Source organism: Endoryza foliicola, from assembly GCF_050589245.1.
GTDB lineage: Bacteria > Bacteroidota > Bacteroidia > Chitinophagales > Chitinophagaceae > Endoryza > Endoryza foliicola.
Map to the genome: position 1 here is coordinate 167,141 of NZ_JBOBEW010000009.1, position 14,626 is coordinate 181,766.

The window sequence follows — 14,626 nt, forward strand, 5'->3', positions numbered from 1 at the left end:
ATGAAACGTTATTCAGAAACACTGATTTCGAAATACTCCATTACCGGATTGGCGAGTAATTTCTTTGCAGCGGTAGCAGCTTGTTCTTTTGCAGAAGCTTCGTCGGCTGCATCAACTTGTAAAGTAATGTGTTTGCCGATACGCACGTCTTTGATGGTTTCCAAACCTAAATTTGATAAACCACCCATCACTGCCTTCCCTTGAGGGTCTAACAATTCTTTTAAGGGCATTACTTTCACTTGAACCGTATATGTCATGCTTGCTTATTTTTGAAGGCCAAAGATACGATAATATATGCCAAGAATGCGAGTGGAACTGCTAACCAATTTACTAACAACGCACTCACAACAGCTACTAAAGCAATGATTATGAAAGGCATCAGGGCCTTCACACTAAAAGAAGAAAATTTCAAAGCTAAGAGTGGCAGTGTGCTTACCATTAAATAACTGAGTACAAGGATCACAACATACCAAAACCATTTGTTTTGGAACAGTGGGTTGATAGCTTCGATATTCGTATTCCAAAAAATAAGAGGGAATGATGCTACCAGTATTCCTATGGCAGGAATGGGTACTCCTTTAAAACCATGCGATTGATCTGTTGAAATATTGAATCGCGCCAAGCGATAAGCTCCGGCAGCGGCCAAAACAAAGGCCGGCGCCAAAAAAATCAACCCAATATCCAAACCGTCTTCTTGTTGAGCATAGCTTAATCGCAAGAATTGATAGATGATGGTAGCAGGTGCTACTCCAAAACTTACCACATCAGCCAAAGAATCGAGTTGCTTTCCCATTTCACTGGTTGCCTTTAAGGCACGCGCTACAAATCCGTCGAGAAAATCAACTACTGCAGCAAGCCCAATAAAAAGAGAGCTTATCCAAATAGCTTCGGGCATAATTACCCATTGTGCCCCCGATTCATCGTTAGCAATGGTAATTCCTTGTTGCAACGTATAAACAATTGCACAGCAACCGAAAACAAGATTCAAGAGCGTAAACAGATTAGGTATTTGTTTCATTTGGCGTTTATAGGTCTAGGTTATTTTTTCATGTAAGCTTCAATCTGAGCAGTTGTAATGGGGATTTTAGCGAACAGGTCTTTGTTGCCCGTTTTGGTGATCCAAACATTGTTTTCTATGCGCACGCCCATTTGCTCTTCTTCAATATAAATTCCCGGTTCAATTGTAAATAGCATGCCGGGTTTGATCGGTTCGGTTCTGGTTCCCAGATCGTGTACGTCCACACCTAAATGATGTGAAATACCATGGTATAAGTATTTACGGTAGGCTCTGTTTTCTTTGTCTTCATTCTTCACATCGCCTTTTGAGATCAGTCCAATTTTTAAGAACTGCTTGGTAGCTTCTTCTCCTACTTTATCAGTATACGCAACAATTGAAATGCCGGGCTTTAGAATACTTTTTGCATAATCGTGTAAATGCAAACAGGCGTCGTATACTTCTTTCTGACGTTTGGTAAACTTGCCATTTACCGGAATCGTTCTGGTTAAATCGGCGCAGTACCCGCCATACTCTGCCCCAAAATCCATTAGTATCAATTCACCATCCTTGCACTCTTGATTATTGGAAACATAGTGAAGAATGCGTGCTCGATCACCACTGGCAATGATACTTCCGTAAGCCGGACCGGTAGCCCTCTGCATTAAGAAAGAATGATAAATTTCTGCCTCAATCTCATATTCAAAAACACCCGGTTTGATGAATTTCATCAAACGTTCAAACGTTACTTGCGTAATGTCGATCGCTTTTTGAACCACTGCTATTTCCTGAGGCGATTTAATGGCACGCAGTTCCTTCATAATGCGCGCACTACGCTTATAATTGTGAAGTGGAAAACGCTCTTTCATGAAAGCGATATAACGATTGTCGCGAACCGCTACATAGTTTGCTTTTCGGTCGTTTTCGTTGGAGTTCAGATAAATATTTTCTGCTAAGTGAATCCAGGTTTGAAGGGGTGCATCAATGCTATCCAACCATACAATAGTTTGAATGCCAGAAATAGCTCTGGCTTCTTCTACTCTCAGTCTCTTGCCATCCCATTTTTCTTTGAGCTCATTGGGACGTACCAAAACCAACACTTCTCTGAATTTGGGGTCGGGGTTACCGGGAAACAACACCAACATGGTATCTTCCTGATTTATTCCCGTTAGCCAAAATAAGTCGCTGTTTTGTTTGAACTTGTATAGCGCATCTCCATTGGTAGGCAATTCGTCGTTACTGTTGAAAATGGCAATGGAGTTTTTCTCCATGGCGGCTACAAAGCGTTTTCTATTCGAAGTGAAAATAGTCGGATCAAGCGGTAAATACTTCATAAACTGGGGTTGTAAAGGGTAAAAGTAATAAGATTCAATTACTTATACCCGTTCCCGGCTTTCTAAAATATTTTTTTCCTTTGAAAATTTCAGTAGATCATTGAACAAGAACACCCCTAACGGTTGTTAGTTTAGATATTTTTCAATAATTCGTATAATACAATGGATTAAACGACGTTTTTGGGGCTATTTAGGCATTTGCATTAGAAATTCTTTAAATCTACCTTTGTCGCCTCACTAATTAGCTTGTTATGTCTGTCGCACTATTAACCCTACCAAAACAACAACTGGAACAAACAGGTTTGCTCCATCCCAATGTACGCTATCAATCATCGATCGCAGAACTGGTTCAAGATACCTTGCGAATTGGAGAAGGTTCATTAAACGATACCGGGGCATTGATGATTAAAACCGGAACATTCACAGGCCGTTCCCCAAAAGACAAATTCATTGTAAAAGACCGGTTCACCTCTTGTCATGTGAATTGGAACGATTTTAATATTGCCATTGAACCCCAGTTCTTCTTAAAAGTAAAAGAAACCATCTTAAACCATCTGAACCAAAAAGAAGAAGTATGGGTGCAAGATGGGATGGCTTGTGCAGACGAGCATTTCCGTATGAACATCCGTGTAATTACGGAAAAACCTTGGATCGCTCATTTTGCACACAACATGTTTATTCGTCCAAACGAGGACCAACTGGAACTTTTCTATCCCGATTGGACCATTCTTTCTGCCCCCGACTTGAAATTGGATCCTAAGATCCACGGAACCCGTCAGTCAAATGCAGCCATCATCAGTTTTGAACACAAAACGGTGTTGATTGCAGGAACAGGTTATACCGGTGAAACGAAGAAGGGAATCTTTACGATTTTGAATTTCATTTTACCCCTTGAACACCAAGTTTTGAGCATGCACTGCTCTGCCAATATTGGCAAGAAGGGTGATACAGCTTTGTTCTTTGGTTTAAGCGGTACAGGTAAAACAACCCTAAGTGCAGATCCTAATCGCTTCTTGATTGGCGACGATGAACATGGCTGGTCAAAAGACGGTGTCTTCAATTTCGAAGGTGGTTGCTATGCAAAATGCATTGACCTTAACGAGGAAAAAGAGCCGGAAATTTTTCAAGCTATCAGAGAAGGGGCCTTAGTAGAAAACGTAGTGTGCTACAAAGGGTCTCATTCCATCGATTTCAGCAATAAATCGATCACAGAAAATACCCGCGTTTCCTATCCACTTGAGTTTATCAGCAATGCGGTGCATCCTTCTGAGGGAGGACATCCGGAACATATTTTCTTTCTAACCTGTGATGCGTACGGTGTGTTGCCTCCAATTTCACGCCTCAATCCGGAACAGGCCATGTACCAATTCATTTCCGGTTACACAGCAAAAGTAGCCGGAACGGAAGCAGGCGTTACGGAACCTACAGCCACCTTCAGTGCTTGTTTTGGGGCCCCTTTCCTACCCCTGCATCCGGGAAAGTACGCAGCCTTATTGGGAGAAAAATTGAATCAACACAAAGCAAAGGTTTGGTTGATCAATACCGGCTGGACCGGAGGTGCCTTTGGTACCGGAAATCGAATGAAACTGAGTTACACCAGAGCGATGATCACCGCCGCATTGGAAGGAAAATTAGAAGGCGTTCCGTATGAAAACGACGCTGTATTTGGTTTTGCCATTCCTCAGTCATGCCCCGATGTGCCGGCGTCATTGCTGAATCCTAGAGCTACCTGGAACAATGGCGACGCTTATGATGAAGCTGCAAAAGCACTCGCAAAGCGATTTGTTGTGAATTTTGAAAAGTTTGCTTCCGGTGTTTCTGAAGCCATCCTGAACGCCGGCCCAAAATTGTAATGTTTCTTGCTTCTTCCTTTAATTAGGAAGCTTGTTTTTAGTGTATACATTAGGTTGCTTGTCATGTGTCCCGAGGCTAAAAAAGGCTTCGGGACTTTTTTTGCAAATATTTTCATTTTAAATGCTCATTTTTGTAAAAACATCGGCTTACTATGAGGTTTTTTTTAGGGGTTTGTTTGATTTTGGGTTTGAGTTCGTTTGTTTCGAATCAGTTTATTGATTGGAGGCCAAACCAGAAATTGTCGTGGAAAGACTTCATGGGCAAACCGGTTGCCAACTCAGGTAACGCAGCTTTAACCAGCACTCATATTAGCTTTGAATACGGCTATGGTTCTAATGGTTTTTCATATTCCATTACTTGTAGATTCGATAAAAAGCAAAGCTGGGTAAAAATCAAAAACGACTACGTACTTGCGCACGAACAAGCGCATTTCGATATTGCTGAAATTCATGCTCGTAAATTGAAAAAAGCATTGAGCGCCTACGATTACAATCCAAAAACTGTAAAGGCAGATGTTAATAAAATTTACGAAACCATCATGAAAGAGCATCATGCCATGCAACAACTCTACGATAAGCAAACCGATCACTCTCGCAATAAAGACCAACAAGAAATTTGGCTGTTAAAAATTGCAGACATGCTTACCGGAAGTTTGGCCTATGCGAATTATCAAGAAATCGTATCCGGTAATTAATGCACCATACTATCTTTTAATAGCGGAATTTGTTCGTGAAATTGATTATTCAGCACTACTCTCAATTCATTTACCACCGTTAGTGAATCTGTAAAACCTCGATAATCATTGTTGGGGGAATAGACACTGAAAAAATTAGCATAACTTAATTCAGTATACTTTCTCGGCTGGTGCATCTCTCTGAATCCATGATCGCTCATCAGCACTATTACTCCTTTCCCATTTGTTATTTGTTGTATCCGATCGACCAAATCCAGTATTCGTTTATTGGTGTATTTCAAATAGTGAATATACATACTGTCTTTTTGAGGAGATCGTTCATCAGTGATTTCAAATGCATTGTACTGCCCATTTTCATTTAACAAATAAGGAGCATGCGGCATCATCAAATGCAAATAATAAAACTGTTTAGAAGTATCTGAAATACTAGCTGGAAGGGGGATTCCCAATAAATTTTCATTATCACTGCTTGCTCTTTTGTTGAGCCAACCTTGTACCGTTGCGTTGCCCACTTTTCGTACCAAGAAGTTGGGCAGTACCATCATGAACCGGTAGTACAAGGTTTCATTCAACAAAAGCACCCAATCCTTGGGCAAAAAAGAATTGCGGTAACTGGCGGCTTTTGATGGAAGATCGAATGCTGAAAAGTTATTGATGGTATACCCCTGCGTTAGTAAGTATTCAACAAATAAATTTTTTCTAATAGATCTAAGACTTCGTTGATAGCTAAAAGTATTTTCCGCGTTGTGCTCGCCAAAATCGGTCAGGTATTGCATATTAAAGAAACTGGCCATGGAGAACACGGTAAAAATGTAATTGCTTCTAGAATGAGGCACCACGCGAAAATTTCGACGCTTTAATTCATTCTCAAAATCTTGGCTACTAGTATTAAAATAGTTTTGTTGCCCGTCGGCGCCTGTGTATTCATCCATTACAATGATAAAAATGGGTGGCTTTTTACAAGTATCACATCCGTGTACTGAAAACGTTAAATCATCGGGTGTAATATCAGTTAAACGCGCTTTGTCGAAACCTAGCCCAAAAGCCATCAACTCAAACACCAAAAACAAGCACAATGCTGCATTCAAATATTGATGCACGGATTCTTTGATATTGCCAACACGTTTCTTTAGCAGAAAATACAGCACAACTAGTATCATAAGCAGTCCAGGCAACAGGACCTGCATTTCACCCATGAACGCAATGGATGCCGAATTGGTAAATGAATCTTGGAGGGTGCCGAAATAAAGTAGTGTAAATTCAGTAAGGGTAGTCATTAAGGCAGCTTTCCCTTTGTCTCTCAGCAATCTTTTAAACAGCGTATAGAAAATCAATCCAAAACTGAGAAGCAAAGCGAAGATGGCTATTAAAGAAGAACTGGCTACCAAATCGAAGTTTAGTAGCCAGTTGTGAATGATATAGAAAACAATGAAACCGATAAAATGCCAGGGTTGTGAGAAGAATTGCTGCACTCTATGCGTAATTGTTCCAGCCATATTTAAAAGAGTCCGTAGAGCTGAGAATCAATTTTATTGATGATATCTCCTAAGTGCTCTTCATTTTCAGGGAAATTGTTTTTGTCAACATCAATAACCAATAAAGGACCTTCTTTGTAGGCATCGATCCATTTATTATAATAGTCGTTCAAGCGCTTCAAATAGTCAAGACGAATGTTTTCCTCGTATTCTCTCCCACGCTTTTGAATTTGTGCCACCAAGGTTGGAACCGAAGCTCTCAAATAAATCAAGAGATCGGGAGGTTGAACCATGGAACGAAGGGTTTCAAAGAAACGGAAATAGTTATCAAAATCGCGTTTGCTCATCAGACCCATTTCATGAAGGTTTGGAGCGAAGATGTGCGCATCCTCGTAAATAGTACGGTCTTGTACAACTGTTTCAGTACCGCGATGGATATCGAGCAATTGATTCAACCGACTGTTGAGGAAGTAGATTTGAAGATTGAAACTCCAACGGGGCATGTCCTCGTAAAAATCGAAGAGATAGGGATTGTGATCCACATCTTCGAATTGAGGAATCCAGCGATAGTGCTTGCTCAATAATTCAGTCAATGTTGTTTTACCGGCACCGATGTTTCCGGCAATCGCAATATGTTTTGGTTTTTTAGTCTTCGCCATGCCACTCTTGCGTTTCCGCATTTAAAGTTCAACAATAAATAGGAAGCCTTTAAAAGTATTGAATTCCTATCAATCAACAAGTAATTTTTGGTATAACTAGTAATATTTGAGGCCGATAGCAGATCGAACCAAGTCCATGGTAGCTTTAGCGCTTGTTCTTGCCTTTTCTGCGCCTTGCTCCATTACTTGTTTCAAATAAGCTTCATCCTGTTGAATTTCAGCAGCTTTTGCACGAATTGGAGCAATGAATTTGATCATATCTTCTGCTAATTGCTTTTTCAAATCACCATAACGAATGGTACAAGCATTGAAATCGGCATCGAATTTTGCTACTACCTCTTCGGCACATACTAGCTTCATCAAAAGGAAGATGTTTTCGATGTAATCGGGCTTGGCACTATTGGGTTCTGTTGGACCGGCATCCGTTTTCGCCTTCATCACTTTTTTGCGAATCAAATCATCGTCGTCTGCCAAATAAAGGGTGGCGAGTTGATTTTCGCTTTTACTCATTTTACCGGCTCCGTCGAGACTGGGTACTTTTACCAGTTCTTCTCCAAAATTGAACGCAAAAGGCTCCGGAAATACGTCACCATAGCGGTGGTTAAAACGATTCACAAAATTGCGGGCCATTTCCAAATGTTGTTCTTGGTCTTTGCCCACAGGAACGTACTTGGCTCGGTGCAAAATGATATCGGCAGCTTGTAATACCGGATAAGTAAGCAAGCCTGCATTTACGTTGTCGGGTTGTTGTTTTGCTTTGTCTTTAAACGTCACTGTTTTCTCCAATTCCCCTTTGTAAGCCAACATGTTGAGATAGAGGTACAATTCAGCGGTTTCATGTACATGACTTTGGCAGTATAGCGCCACTTTATTGGGATCTAGACCACAGGCAATGTTTTCAGCCAATACACGCTTTACATGGCCTTTTAATGCTTCTGTATCGGGGTGAGTTGTGAGGGAATGCCAATCGGCTACCATGAAGAAGCAATCAAATTGCTCTTGCATTCGAACGTAGTTCTTAACGGCACCAAAATAGTTACCCAGGTGCAAAAAACCGGTGGGTCTTATCCCACTCATTACGATTTCTCTTTTCCCATCCATAATCAGTACTTTTTCGTTGTTCAAGGGCGGCGAAGATAGCGTCTTTATCCGGTTCTTCCGTCCTTTTATCAGTCAAAATTCCCTGTCATAAACTTCGCCCCCAAAACATTAAACAATGCCTATATTTGAGCTATGGAAGTTACGGACAGTCTTGTAAATAATCTGGCGAATTTGGCTCGTTTAGAGTTCAATGAGCAAGAAAAAGAATTAATTAAGAAAGATCTGCAACAAATGATCGGTTTTGTCGACAAACTAAAGGAACTCGACACTACCGGAGTAGCTCCATTGCTTCACATGAGCGAGGCGATGAATAGGCTTCGAGACGACGAAGTAAGGGGCTCGGCAAGCCGTGAAGAGGCCTTGCAAAATGCGCCCGAAACAGATGGAACCTATTTCAGAGTGCCGAAAGTGATTAAAAAATAACCTTAACCAAGTCATATGAACAGTATTATTCATCTGGAAAGTATTCGCAAAAGTTACATCATGGGTAAACACGAGCTCCAAGTTTTGAAAGGAGTGAGTTTGGATATCCTAAAAAACGAATACGTGGCATTAATGGGACCTTCAGGTTCCGGTAAAAGTACCTTGATGAATATTCTGGGATGCCTCGACTCTCCCTCGTCAGGCCAATACATTTTGAATGGTCAAGATGTGAGTAAAATGGCCGATGATTCCTTGGCAGAAGTAAGAAACAAAGAAATCGGCTTCGTGTTCCAGCAGTTTAACCTCCTTCCTCGTTTAACTGCGGCTGAAAACGTGGCATTGCCGCTGGTTTATGCCGGGATGAACAAGAAAATGAGGATTGAAAAAGCGATGGAAGTGCTCGCAAAAGTGAATTTGACCGATCGTTCACATCACCGCCCAAATGAAATGAGCGGTGGTCAGTGTCAACGTGTAGCCATTGCTCGAGCATTGGTCAATGATCCGTCTTTGATTTTGGCCGACGAACCTACCGGAAATCTGGATACCAAAACCTCTTATGAAATCATGGACATCTTCGGAAAAATTCATGCAGGCGGGAATACGGTTGTATTGGTTACCCACGAAGAAGATATTGCCAACCATGCACACCGCATCGTGCGATTGAGAGATGGCGTTATTGAAACCGATAAGAGAAGAGAGCCTACAGCAGCAGCTCACAGCTAATTTAAAGATTTGTCAAATCCATTTTTTGATACTCGAAATCTCGCGCAAGCGGGATTTTTTGTTTAGACAAGATTCCCCACCATCTTTCCCCAAATCGAATAATCTATCTTTAATTGAACTTTTCGAAGACTACCTTTGTTTTTTGAGTTCATCCTATTAGCATTATGGCATTCAAAATATATACAAAAACAGGGGATCAGGGTAAGACTTCATTGATTGGAGGAACGAAAGTGCCGAAGAGTCATATCCGTATTGAATCGTATGGAACCATCGACGAATTGAATTGCTATATTGGGTTGGTGCGAGATGTTTGTGGAAATGAAGCAATTGGAGCTTTACTACGTATAATTCAAGATCGACTGTTTACTATCGGATCTTCCTTGGCTTGCGATCCCGAAAAAGAGCCCAAAATGAAAATTCCTGATTTGAAAGAAGAGGATGTGGTGCAATTGGAAAAAGCGATTGACCTAATGACGCAGGAATTGCCGGAAATGAAATCGTTTATATTACCGGGTGGTCATACCACCATTTCTTATACTCAAATTGCCCGTTGCGTGTGCAGAAGGGTGGAACGTTTGTGTGTTGCCTTGCATGAAAGCGGGGAATACGTAGAGCCACTGGTGATCATCTATTTGAATCGTTTAAGCGATTATCTCTTCACGTTGGCGCGTTATTTTGGATTGCTATTGGGTGTGGCTGACATTCCTTGGCGCCCTCGCATCAGCTAATTTCCGGCTACAATCAATCCATCTTTCATGTGCAGTCGGCGATCGCTTTGCCCGGCTAACTCCTCATTATGGGTTACAATTAAGAAGGTTTGATTCAAGTTTGCCCTGAGGGTAAAGAATAATTTGTGCAGTTCTTGAGCATTGTTGGTGTCGAGGTTGCCTGAAGGCTCATCAGCGAAAATAATAGCTGGGTTATTAATAAGTGCTCTTGCCACCGCTACCCTTTGTTGCTCACCGCCGGAAAGTTGTTGTGGTTTGTTTTGAGCGCGATCTTTCAATCCCAACAAATCAAGTAATTCCAAGGCTCTAAGTTCCACTGCCTTTTTCTTTCCTTGGGCTAGCCAACCCGGAATGCAGATGTTTTCGATCGCCGAAAATTCGGGTAGCAAATGGTGGAATTGGAACACAAATCCAATTTGCTTGTTTCGAAAAGCGGCTAACTGGCGGTCATTTTTGAAATTTATTGGAGTGCCATTGATGGTGATGGTGCCGGAATGGGGCTTGTCGAGCGTCCCTAAAATGTGTAAAAGGGTGCTTTTTCCGGAGCCTGAGGGTCCGACAATGCTAACAATTTCTCCTTTTTCGATGGTTAAATCGACCCCTTTTAGTACCTGAAACTGGTCGTAATACTTTTGTATGTTTCTAGCTTCTAACATAATATAAACCCATGAGCGCCTTGAAGATACGCCCATTTCCGATAAACGGGAGGTGTTTTACAAAATTGTTCCACCAATCTTCATAAGTTTGATTTGGTAGTTTCGTAAGGAAAGTTACTTTTGCGAAAAATTAAAAAGGATGTTCTGGACACTAGAATTAGCCTCTTATTTGGAAGATGCGCCTTGGCCTGCTACCAAGGACGAGTTGATTGACTACTGTATTCGTAGTGGCGCTCCTATTGAAGTAATTGAAAACCTTCAAGAATTGGAAGACGAGGGCGAAATTTATGAAGGTATCGATGATATCTGGCCTGACTATCCGAGTCAGGACGATTTCTTCTTCAACGAAGATGAATACTAGGGCTTTGGGGCCTTGCTAAAGCTGATCTTAAACCAAAGCATGCACAATGCCAAGGCTAGGATAATAGAGTTAGCAACAATCATGGGACGAAGTCCCAAATAGATTCCGTAGAAGAGCCACGTAGAAACGTTGCCCAAAAGTATAATGATCATCCAGATGGACAAATCACCCACCGACTTGGTTTTCCAAGCTTGGTAAACTTGAGGAACAAACGTAGTGCTGCTTAATACGGCTCCAAAATAGCCAACTGCTTCGATCCACTCCATAAATCAGTAGTTTACAATACAAAAGATGCCGACTTTTCAGTCAGCATCTTTTTTTTATTTGAATTATTTTTCCATTTGTTCAATAACCGCCGGAGTTACGCCGGTAAAGCTGAATCCTCCATCGTGGAAGAGGTTCTGCATGGTTACCATGCGGGTATAGTCGCTGAACAAGGTAACGCAATAGTCAGCACATTGGTCTGCATCTGCATTTCCGAGTGGGCTCATTTTTTCTGCGTAGCTGATGAATCCATCAAAGCCTTTTACACCGCTACCTGCTGTTGTTTTGGTAGGCGATTGTGAAACGGTGTTCACGCGTACTTTTCTTTTAGCACCGTAGTGATAACCAAAGCTGCGTGTTACGCTCTCCAACAAGGCCTTTGCATCTGCCATTTCATTGTAATCGGGGAACACACGTTGTGCTGCAATATAGGTAAGCGCCACTACACTACCCCATTCATTCAAAGCATCTAAATCCCATGCTGTGCGGAGTACGCGGTGTAAGCTCATTGCAGAAATATCGAGTGTTTTCGAATTCCACTCATAGTTCATTTCAGTATAGTGTTTGCCTTTTCTTACGTTGATACCCATTCCAATAGAATGGAGCACGAAATCGATCTTTCCACCAAAATGAGCCATGGATTGCTCGAATAAGTTTTTGAGGTCGTCCATATTGGTTACATCGGCTCCAATTACCGGAGCATTCACAGCCTCCGCCAATTTATTGATCTCGCCCATGCGAAGCGCAACTGGAGCATTGCTCAGTACTAATTGAGCGCCTTCTTCGTGGCATTTGATGGCAGTACGCCATGCAATTGATTTTTCATCCAATGCACCGAAAATGATGCCCTTTTTACCTTTCAAAATGTTGTTAGCCATAATTGTGCTTTTTGGTATTTGCGGGTCAAAAGTATTGAAAAGAGAGAAAACAATGGATAATTAATAATTAAGAATTAATAATTAATAATGAAACAGCCGGCAGTCAGTTTAATTGTATAGTAAGGTCTAATTTGTGCGAATCTGTTTTAATCTGCTATCTGTAGTCAAAGAAAATTAGCTTTCTAATTCATTTCAGTCACCAAAATTCTTCAATCAGTCTACTTTACCGCAACGTAAAAAAGAACGCAAAGGTGCGCAACGAAGGTAGCAGCGAAGTTGCAAAAAACTCAAAAATTCACAACTTTCACCAAAGCCTAAGGCCTAAGGCCCAACACCTCGCACACAGAACTCAAAACCCAGAACTTGATCTAAAGGGAATCTTTGGTAGATCTGAAGTGGGTTTCAATTATTCATTAAGAATTAATATTGAAACAACCGGCAGTCAGTTTAATTGTATAGTAAGGTCTAATTTGTGCGAATCTGTTTTAATCTGCTATCTGTAGTCAAAGAAAATTAGCTTTCTAATTCATTTCAGTCACCAAAATTCTTCAATCAGTCTACTTTACCGCAACGTAAAAAAGAACGCAAAGGTGCGCAACGAAGGTAGCAGCGAAGTTGCACAAAACTCAAAAATTCACAACTTTCACCAAAGCCTAAGGCCTAAGGCCCAACACCTCACAAACAGAACTCAAAACCCAGAACTTGATCTAAAGGGAATCTTTGGTAGATCTGAAGAGGGTATTCAATTATTAATTATTCATTATTAATTATTAATTAGTTCCCCACCATTTCCCGAGCATTTTCCAACGCTGCCGCTGTTGGTTTTTCGCCACTTAGCATTTTCGCAATGGCGGTGATGCGTTCATCGGTTGTGAGCTGTCGAATATTGGTTTTGATGGCATCGCCTTTTATTTCTTTATAAACAAAGTAATGCGCATTGGCTTTGCCTGCAATTTGCGGTTGGTGCGTGATACAAATGATCTGAATTTTTTCAGCCAAGCCCTTCAAAATAATACCTACCTGACGGGCTGCTTCGCCGCTGATTCCGGTATCAATTTCATCAAATATTAGGGTAGCTAATTGCAAGGATTTCGCAACAAGCGATTTAATACACAACATCAATCGGCTCAACTCTCCCCCACTTGCTACTTTTCGTATGGGTTCAAACTTATTGCTCTTATTGGCATCGAACAAGAAAGCGATCTCATCTTTCCCGAAATAATGGAGTTGTTGGGAGGGTTCCACATTCACTTTCAAACGCGCATTGGGCATGCCCACTTGGGCTAACAAAGTATTTACCTGATCGCAGAGTGGCTTTATTTGCTTTTGACGTTTTGCACTTAAGCTTGCCGCTAGCTCTTCTAATTTGGATTCAACATTTGCAACTGTTTTTGCTGCAGCAGCAATTTGATCATCGATTTCTAATACGGCTTGCAGTTTATTTGAAAGTTGTTCTTTTAATTCCAACAACTCGTTCGTAGTGTTTAACCCATGCTTCTTTTGAAGTTTGTAGCCAATTGCCATGCGCTCTTGCAAATGGTTCATTCGTTTGGGATCGAATTGTACTTGATCACCCACTGCCTCCAATTCATTGTACACATCCTTCAATTCAATGTACGCCGATTGCAATCTTTCTTGCAACGAAGCCAAAGAAGGCATTAAGCTGCTATAATGTTGAAGTTGATTTGCGAATTGCTTAAGCTGTTGCGTAATGGGCGTTTCTCCCTCTCCTAATCCAAACACTACTTTTGAAATCGCTTCTTTAATTTCTTCCGTATTGGCTTGAATTTTTAATTCTTCGTTTGCCAATTCTAATTCACTATCCGAGAAATTAGCTTCTTCCAATTCATCGAACAAGAACTTATTGTAGTCGTATTCTTTCGTGAATTGCTCTTTTTGCAGTTGCAAGGCAGCAAAAGTATTCTTTGCTTCTTGCCATTCGGCGAACAAGTTTTGGTATTGTTCTAACACTGCATCATTCGAGGCCAAAGCATCCAAAACTTCTCGTTGAAAATCGGAAGCGCCTAGTTCTAAAGTGTCAAACTGCCGGTGCAGGTCAACCAGCATGCTGCTTAAGTTGCGAAGTTGTTCGAGGGTTACAGGTGTGTCGTTGATAAAGGCACGCGATTTGCCGCCGGAATTGATCTCTCTTCGAATGACCAATTCATTCTCTGCGTCCAAATCTTCCTCTTTCAAGAATCTTTGAATAGACTTTTTACCTGCTACGTCGAAAAAACCTTCTACAATGCATTTCTTTTGACTGTTTAACAGCACAGAAGTGTCGGCACGGTCGCCTAAGATAAGGGACAAAGCCCCCATCAGAATGGATTTACCGGCTCCGGTTTCTCCTGTAATTCCATTAAAATGAGCATCGAAATCAATGTCGATGGCGTCGATAATGGCGTAATTCTGTATGCTGAGTCGCTTGAGCATAGTACTAAATATTATAGCAAATTAGCGATTAAAGGCTAATATTCGTCAA

Annotated in this window: 16 protein-coding genes; 6 read left to right on the forward strand and 10 right to left on the reverse strand. The window is 41.2% G+C overall.

Features of this window, described 5'->3' with window-relative positions:
- Nucleotides 1-8: 8 nt before the first annotated feature.
- From purS to ACQ2HE_RS18750, 3 genes are read right to left on the reverse strand one after another with little or no spacing between them, the layout of a single operon-like run.
- Nucleotides 9-257, reverse strand: coding sequence for a phosphoribosylformylglycinamidine synthase subunit PurS (purS, locus tag ACQ2HE_RS18740; protein WP_430900683.1), 249 nt, complete (start codon nucleotides 255-257; stop codon nucleotides 9-11).
- Nucleotides 254-1,018 (reverse strand): CDP-diacylglycerol--serine O-phosphatidyltransferase, encoded by a 765-nt coding sequence (gene pssA / locus ACQ2HE_RS18745; RefSeq protein ID WP_430900685.1) that lies wholly within the window; start codon nucleotides 1,016-1,018, stop codon nucleotides 254-256. Before pssA ends, purS begins: the two co-directional genes overlap by 4 nt.
- Before the next feature lie 20 nt (nucleotides 1,019-1,038).
- Nucleotides 1,039-2,328, reverse strand: coding sequence for an aminopeptidase P N-terminal domain-containing protein (locus ACQ2HE_RS18750; protein ID WP_430900687.1), 1,290 nt, complete (start codon nucleotides 2,326-2,328; stop codon nucleotides 1,039-1,041).
- A 251-nt stretch (nucleotides 2,329-2,579) separates the two neighbouring features.
- Between ACQ2HE_RS18750 and pckA the strand changes: the two genes are divergently transcribed.
- Nucleotides 2,580-4,181: a phosphoenolpyruvate carboxykinase (ATP) gene (gene pckA / locus ACQ2HE_RS18755; RefSeq protein ID WP_430900689.1), complete on the forward strand. Its 1,602-nt coding sequence runs from the start codon at nucleotides 2,580-2,582 to the stop codon at nucleotides 4,179-4,181.
- A 152-nt stretch (nucleotides 4,182-4,333) separates the two neighbouring features.
- Nucleotides 4,334-4,876, forward strand: coding sequence for a DUF922 domain-containing protein (locus tag ACQ2HE_RS18760; protein ID WP_430900691.1), 543 nt, complete (start codon nucleotides 4,334-4,336; stop codon nucleotides 4,874-4,876).
- On the opposite strand, the gene ACQ2HE_RS18765 is transcribed toward ACQ2HE_RS18760, so the two are convergent.
- From ACQ2HE_RS18765 to trpS, 3 genes are all read right to left on the reverse strand, one after another.
- A complete protein-coding gene (locus ACQ2HE_RS18765; RefSeq protein ID WP_430900692.1) occupies nucleotides 4,873-6,372 on the reverse strand; it encodes a hypothetical protein in 1,500 nt (499 codons plus the stop codon). The two genes, ACQ2HE_RS18760 and ACQ2HE_RS18765, sit on opposite strands and share 4 nt — an antisense overlap.
- Before the next feature lie 2 nt (nucleotides 6,373-6,374).
- Complete coding sequence (locus ACQ2HE_RS18770) at nucleotides 6,375-7,010, reverse strand: deoxynucleoside kinase (RefSeq protein ID WP_430900694.1); 636 nt, start codon at nucleotides 7,008-7,010, stop codon at nucleotides 6,375-6,377.
- 96 nt (nucleotides 7,011-7,106) lie between these two features.
- Complete coding sequence (gene trpS / locus ACQ2HE_RS18775) at nucleotides 7,107-8,111, reverse strand: tryptophan--tRNA ligase (protein ID WP_430900696.1); 1,005 nt, start codon at nucleotides 8,109-8,111, stop codon at nucleotides 7,107-7,109.
- 132 nt (nucleotides 8,112-8,243) lie between these two features.
- On the opposite strand from trpS, the gene gatC reads away from it, so the two are divergent.
- The 3 genes from gatC to ACQ2HE_RS18790 all read left to right on the forward strand — a co-directional run bounded on the left by gatC (nucleotide 8,244) and on the right by ACQ2HE_RS18790 (nucleotide 9,985).
- Nucleotides 8,244-8,534 (forward strand): Asp-tRNA(Asn)/Glu-tRNA(Gln) amidotransferase subunit GatC, encoded by a 291-nt coding sequence (gatC, locus tag ACQ2HE_RS18780; protein ID WP_430900698.1) that lies wholly within the window; start codon nucleotides 8,244-8,246, stop codon nucleotides 8,532-8,534.
- Between the two features lie 15 nt (nucleotides 8,535-8,549).
- Complete coding sequence (locus ACQ2HE_RS18785) at nucleotides 8,550-9,257, forward strand: ABC transporter ATP-binding protein (protein ID WP_430900699.1); 708 nt, start codon at nucleotides 8,550-8,552, stop codon at nucleotides 9,255-9,257.
- 164 nt (nucleotides 9,258-9,421) lie between these two features.
- Nucleotides 9,422-9,985 carry a cob(I)yrinic acid a,c-diamide adenosyltransferase gene (locus ACQ2HE_RS18790; RefSeq protein ID WP_430900701.1) on the forward strand — a complete coding sequence of 188 codons (564 nt, stop codon included), beginning with the start codon at nucleotides 9,422-9,424 and terminating at the stop codon, nucleotides 9,983-9,985.
- On the opposite strand, the gene ACQ2HE_RS18795 is transcribed toward ACQ2HE_RS18790, so the two are convergent.
- Complete coding sequence (locus ACQ2HE_RS18795; protein ID WP_430900703.1) at nucleotides 9,982-10,641, reverse strand: ABC transporter ATP-binding protein; 660 nt, start codon at nucleotides 10,639-10,641, stop codon at nucleotides 9,982-9,984. The genes ACQ2HE_RS18790 and ACQ2HE_RS18795 overlap by 4 nt on opposite strands.
- A gap of 139 nt (nucleotides 10,642-10,780) precedes the next feature.
- Here ACQ2HE_RS18795 and ACQ2HE_RS18800 point away from each other — a divergent pair, with 139 nt between their 5' ends.
- Entirely contained in the window at nucleotides 10,781-11,002 is a 222-nt protein-coding gene (locus ACQ2HE_RS18800; RefSeq protein ID WP_038108692.1) for a DUF2795 domain-containing protein, read from the forward strand.
- Here the strand turns inward: ACQ2HE_RS18800 and ACQ2HE_RS18805 are convergent.
- From ACQ2HE_RS18805 to recN, 3 genes are all read right to left on the reverse strand, one after another.
- A complete protein-coding gene (locus ACQ2HE_RS18805; RefSeq protein ID WP_430900705.1) occupies nucleotides 10,999-11,268 on the reverse strand; it encodes a SemiSWEET family sugar transporter in 270 nt (89 codons plus the stop codon). The genes ACQ2HE_RS18800 and ACQ2HE_RS18805 overlap by 4 nt on opposite strands.
- Nucleotides 11,269-11,331: 63 nt before the next feature.
- A complete protein-coding gene (locus ACQ2HE_RS18810) occupies nucleotides 11,332-12,144 on the reverse strand; it encodes an enoyl-ACP reductase FabI (RefSeq protein ID WP_430900707.1) in 813 nt (270 codons plus the stop codon).
- Nucleotides 12,145-12,918: 774 nt separating this feature from the next.
- A complete protein-coding gene (gene recN / locus ACQ2HE_RS18815; RefSeq protein WP_430900709.1) occupies nucleotides 12,919-14,577 on the reverse strand; it encodes a DNA repair protein RecN in 1,659 nt (552 codons plus the stop codon).
- Nucleotides 14,578-14,626 lie beyond the last annotated feature (49 nt).